Source organism: Stenotrophomonas sp. P5_B8, from assembly GCF_054049855.1.
The window spans coordinates 1-3,910 of record NZ_JBFULO010000371.1; the positions used below are offsets into that span (position 1 = coordinate 1).

Annotated in this window: 5 protein-coding genes and 1 pseudogene; 4 read left to right on the forward strand and 2 right to left on the reverse strand. The window is 67.6% G+C overall.

The genetic code is table 11. The annotated features are described in order from the left end of the window. Both ACXJKH_RS16510 and ACXJKH_RS16515 read right to left on the reverse strand, forming a co-directional pair. Positions 1-698 (reverse strand): annotated as a pseudogene (locus ACXJKH_RS16510) (sensor histidine kinase); the annotation flags it as partial. Beyond that, positions 695-1,369 carry a response regulator transcription factor gene (locus tag ACXJKH_RS16515; protein ID WP_457320922.1) on the reverse strand — a complete coding sequence of 225 codons (675 nt, stop codon included), beginning with the start codon at positions 1,367-1,369 and terminating at the stop codon, positions 695-697. The gene ACXJKH_RS16515 and the pseudogene ACXJKH_RS16510, both read right to left, overlap by 4 nt. A 118-nt stretch (positions 1,370-1,487) precedes the next feature. Between ACXJKH_RS16515 and ACXJKH_RS16520 the strand changes: the two genes are divergently transcribed. From ACXJKH_RS16520 to ACXJKH_RS16535, 4 genes are all read left to right on the forward strand, one after another. Next, positions 1,488-2,324 (forward strand): MipA/OmpV family protein, encoded by an 837-nt coding sequence (locus ACXJKH_RS16520; RefSeq protein ID WP_457320924.1) that lies wholly within the window; start codon positions 1,488-1,490, stop codon positions 2,322-2,324. 2 nt (positions 2,325-2,326) lie between these two features. Continuing rightward, complete coding sequence (locus ACXJKH_RS16525; RefSeq protein WP_457320926.1) at positions 2,327-2,566, forward strand: hypothetical protein; 240 nt, start codon at positions 2,327-2,329, stop codon at positions 2,564-2,566. Positions 2,567-2,610: 44 nt separating this feature from the next. Further along, positions 2,611-3,036 carry a hypothetical protein gene (locus ACXJKH_RS16530; protein ID WP_457320928.1) on the forward strand — a complete coding sequence of 142 codons (426 nt, stop codon included), beginning with the start codon at positions 2,611-2,613 and terminating at the stop codon, positions 3,034-3,036. A gap of 75 nt (positions 3,037-3,111) precedes the next feature. Then, positions 3,112-3,882, forward strand: a complete 771-nt coding sequence (locus ACXJKH_RS16535; protein WP_457320929.1) for a transporter — start codon at positions 3,112-3,114, stop codon at positions 3,880-3,882. Positions 3,883-3,910 lie beyond the last annotated feature (28 nt).

Below are 3,910 nucleotides of genomic sequence, written 5' to 3' on the forward strand. Positions count from 1 at the left end.
CCGATGCGCCGTACCGCGGCATTGAACGCATCCACCAGCGGGAAGATTTCCGCCGGCACCGCGTGCGTATCCAGGCCACCGCCACGCTCGTTGATCTGGATCGCCGCCGCCTGCGCGGCTACCCGGTTGACCCCGCGCAGCGAGCGGTGGATCGCCCACGGCGCCACCACCAGCGTGATCACGATCAGCGGCACGGTGATCCAGCCGCCGAGGTAACCGATCACCACCAGCATCTGCCGCCACAACCCGCGGTGCGGCATGCCGCCGATCATCACGTGCACGCGTCCTTCCGGCGTGTCGTTGACCCAGATCCGCATCGCCAGTTCGGCCGCGCGCGTGCGCGTGCGGATGTCGGTGGGCTCCAGGTATTGCAGCTGCGCCACCAGCGGGCGAAAGACCTCCGGCACGGTGCCGTGGGTGAGCTGGCGGCCATCCTCATCGGTGGCGGCGAACCAGAACGTGGCAGGACGATCCTGCGCGGCACGGTCCAATGCCGCCCAGTCCACGTGCAATGCATCGCCGCGGATATGGACCGACTTGGCGATCGATTCGCTCATCTTCCAGTCGATGTAGCCGGCACCACTGTCGCCATACATCAGCACCATGCCCATCAGGCCGACGGCCACCATGGTGATCTGGATCAGGATGATCTTCCAGGCAAGGCTGAAGGACAACGACCCGGGCTTGAGGAATTTCATGCGATGTCCTTCAACAGGTAGCCGATACCGCGCATGACGTGAATTTCCACCTGCGCCTCCGCCTCGGCCAGTGCCTTGCGCAGCTTGGACACGTGCGCGTCCAGCGCATTGGACTGGATCGCGTCATCGAAGCCGTACACCGCTTCAAGCAACGCCGCACGCGCGACCGTGCGGCCCTGGCGTACCGCCAGCGCCTCGAGCACCAGCAACTGCCGGCGCGGCAACGCCAGCAGCACGCCATTGACCGTCGCCTCGCGCGCGACAAAATCGAAGTGCATCCGCCCCAGCGCCAGCACCGGCAACGCAATCTGCGAAGGTCGCCGCGAGATCGCGCGGATCCGCGCCAGCAGTTCTTCCACCGCGAAGGGTTTGGTCAGGTAGTCGTCGGCGCCCACGTCCAGCCCGACCACCCGGTCGGCCACCGAATCGCGCGCGGTAAGCATGATCACCGGCAGGTTGGGCACCAGGCTGCGCGCCACGCGCACGAAGCTSGCGCCATCGCCGTCCGGAAGCTGCCGGTCCAGCAGCAGGATCTGGTGCACGCCGGCTTTGAGCGCTTCGCCAGCCTGGGCCATGCTGGCCACCACGTCCACCACCATCCCATGCCGACCCAGGCTGGCCTGGATGGCACTGGCCAGTTCCGGATCGTCTTCGAGCAGCAGGATGCGCATGGGCGTAAGGACAGGGGCGACGGCTGCCGATGGTACCGCGCGGCCCGACGCAACGTTCCGACAATGTAGCGCGGGCACCATGTCCCCTTGGTATTCCCAGTGTGGCAGGTACATGCACGTGCGTTGCAAGGAAGATTCCCCCCGGGCAGGCTGCTGCCCCACCGTCGCCAATGAAGGCGCCCAGCGGGCCATCGGTCCCTATCTGGTTGCCGTCGCCCTGGCCACCGTCGCCTGGCTGGCCACCGGCAGCGCCCTGGCCCAGGCGCCTGGGGCAAAGCCGCGCAGCAGCCTCGGCGTGGCCGTGGTGGCGCTCAAATCGCCCTACACCGGCTACAAGACCGACACCGTCGGTGCGCCGGTGATCAGCTACGAAGGCCGCCGATTCCATTTCCGTGGAGGCAGCTTCGGCTACACGCTGTTCGACAACGACAGCACGGAACTGTCGGTGCTGGCCGCGCCGTACATGATGCGCTTCAAACACAACGACAGCGACGACGTGCGCCTGCGCCAGCTGTCCAATCGCGGCTTCTCGGCGATGGCCGGCGTAGCGGTGCGGCACACCGCGCCGTGGGGCCTGGTGCAGGCCAACGTGCAGGCCGAAGTGAGTGGTCATGGCGGTGGCGTTTCCGCCGACGCCAAGTACGCCTATCCATTGCCCACCGGCCGCGTCACGCTGGTGCCCGGGGTCGGTGTGAACTACGCCGGCAGCGCCCTCAACGATTATTACTTCGGCGTCAGCGAAGCCGAAGCGCGGCGCAGCGGCCTGGCCCGCTATCGTGCCGGCAGCGGCGTATCGCCCTACATGGACCTGACCGCCGTGATGCCGCTCGGTGCGCACTGGACCGCGACCGCATCGGTACGCCGCTCCATCCTGTCCACTGCCGTCGAAGACAGCCCGATGACCAGCGGCAAGCACATGGACTCGGCCGCTCTTTCACTCAGCTACGGGTTCTGAGCATGCGCCAGGGAATCGTTCGTCGTGTCGCCGAACTTGCCTTGCGCATCGAGCCCGATCGCAGCGCCGTGCTCGAGTGGATCCTGCACACCCCGCTGCCGGCATTGGGTGGACAGACCACCTTCGAGCTGGCCTGCAACGGGGAAGGCGAGCGCGTGATCGCGCTGTTGAATGACGTTCTGCGGCAGCCGACCGATGCCATTGCGCAGCTGCCGCAGGCCCCACTGCAGGCGATGCACTGAGCTGCCTACCGCCCGCCCCTGGCCTTGCCAAACGGAGCCCCCCCATGAGCCGCCCTTTCCCCATGATGAGCACGCCCGACGCCGACGATGTCCCCGTGCTGGCGCAGGCACTGGTCGATTTCGATCATGCTGTGCAGACACTGATCGCGGCCGATCCCATCACGCATGGGCGCTTTTCGCGCGCCTACGTCACCGCGGTCTTCCGTGCCTGCCTGACCCCGGAGGGCCCCGGCCCCGGCGCGCCACGCGGCCGCCCCGACCCGGAGATCGCCCAAGCGCTCAAGCAGTGGATACAAGGCCGCCTGCTGCTGCACCCCGGTGAAGCCAGGGACCACCGGCTCACTGCCGCACGACGGGCCGCGCACGGCTTCTGGCTGCAGTCGCTGGCCGACCCGATCGACGTCGACGGCCGYCCGCGCGCCAACCGCCTGCTCGATGGCCTGCTGGCGCTGACCCACCCCGAGGCCTGAGCCGCACCCGGCGATCTCCTCACGGGTTCTTGTCGCACACTCTCCGAAGCTGCGCCGCTCACCGGAGATTGCACCATGCGTTTGCCTGCCGCCCTTGCCCTGCTATTGCTCGCCTCGCCTGCCTTTGCCCAGGACGACACTGCCGAACCACCGGCGTTCGACCGTCCCGGCATCGGCTTTGCACCATCCACGCTGCCGCGTGGCAGCGTCGCCGTGGAGTGGGGCCTGCCCAGCCTGGAGCGTGACCGCGACGACGACGGCACCCGTTCCACCCAATACAGCAGCGACCTCAACCTGCGCATCGGCCTGGCCGAGCACGTGGAGCTGCAGGTGTTCAGCACGCCCTGGAACCACCTGCAATTGAAGCCGCGCGGTGCGCCGTCCAGCAGCGCCAACGGCGCCGGCGACAGCGGCCTCGCCTTGAAGGTCGCGCTGCCCCTGCCCTCGGACAAACATGCACTCGCGTTGCTGGCCAGCAGCAGCTTTGCCACCGGCACCCGCGACTTCAGCGAAGGTGGCACCCAGTACGCGCTTGGCGCCAGTTACGAATACAGCTTCAACGACCGCTGGAGTGGCGCGCTGTATGCCAATGCCACCCGCGGTGCGGGCGAGGACAGCTTTACCTGGTCGCCGAGCTTGAGCGTGGCGCTGACCGACGATGTCAGCAGCTATATCGAAGCCGGCTTCACCCATACCAACGGCGAACCCTCTACCGCGATCGCCGGCGCCGGCGTGACCTGGATGGTGGCCCGCAACGTGCAGCTGGACGCCTCCTTCGACCTGGGCCTGGACGACGACAGCCCCGACGTGCAGGCCGGGCTGGGCGTGTCGTTCTTCTTCCGCTGAAAAGCAAAAGGCCTGCGCATCGCTGCGC

Coding starts and splice junctions, on each gene's coding strand:
- ACXJKH_RS16525 (WP_457320926.1), top strand. CDS start 2,327: ATGCGCCAGGGAATCGTTCGTCGTGTCGCCGAACTTGCCTTGCGCATC.
- ACXJKH_RS16535 (WP_457320929.1), top strand. CDS start 3,112: ATGCGTTTGCCTGCCGCCCTTGCCCTGCTATTGCTCGCCTCGCCTGCC.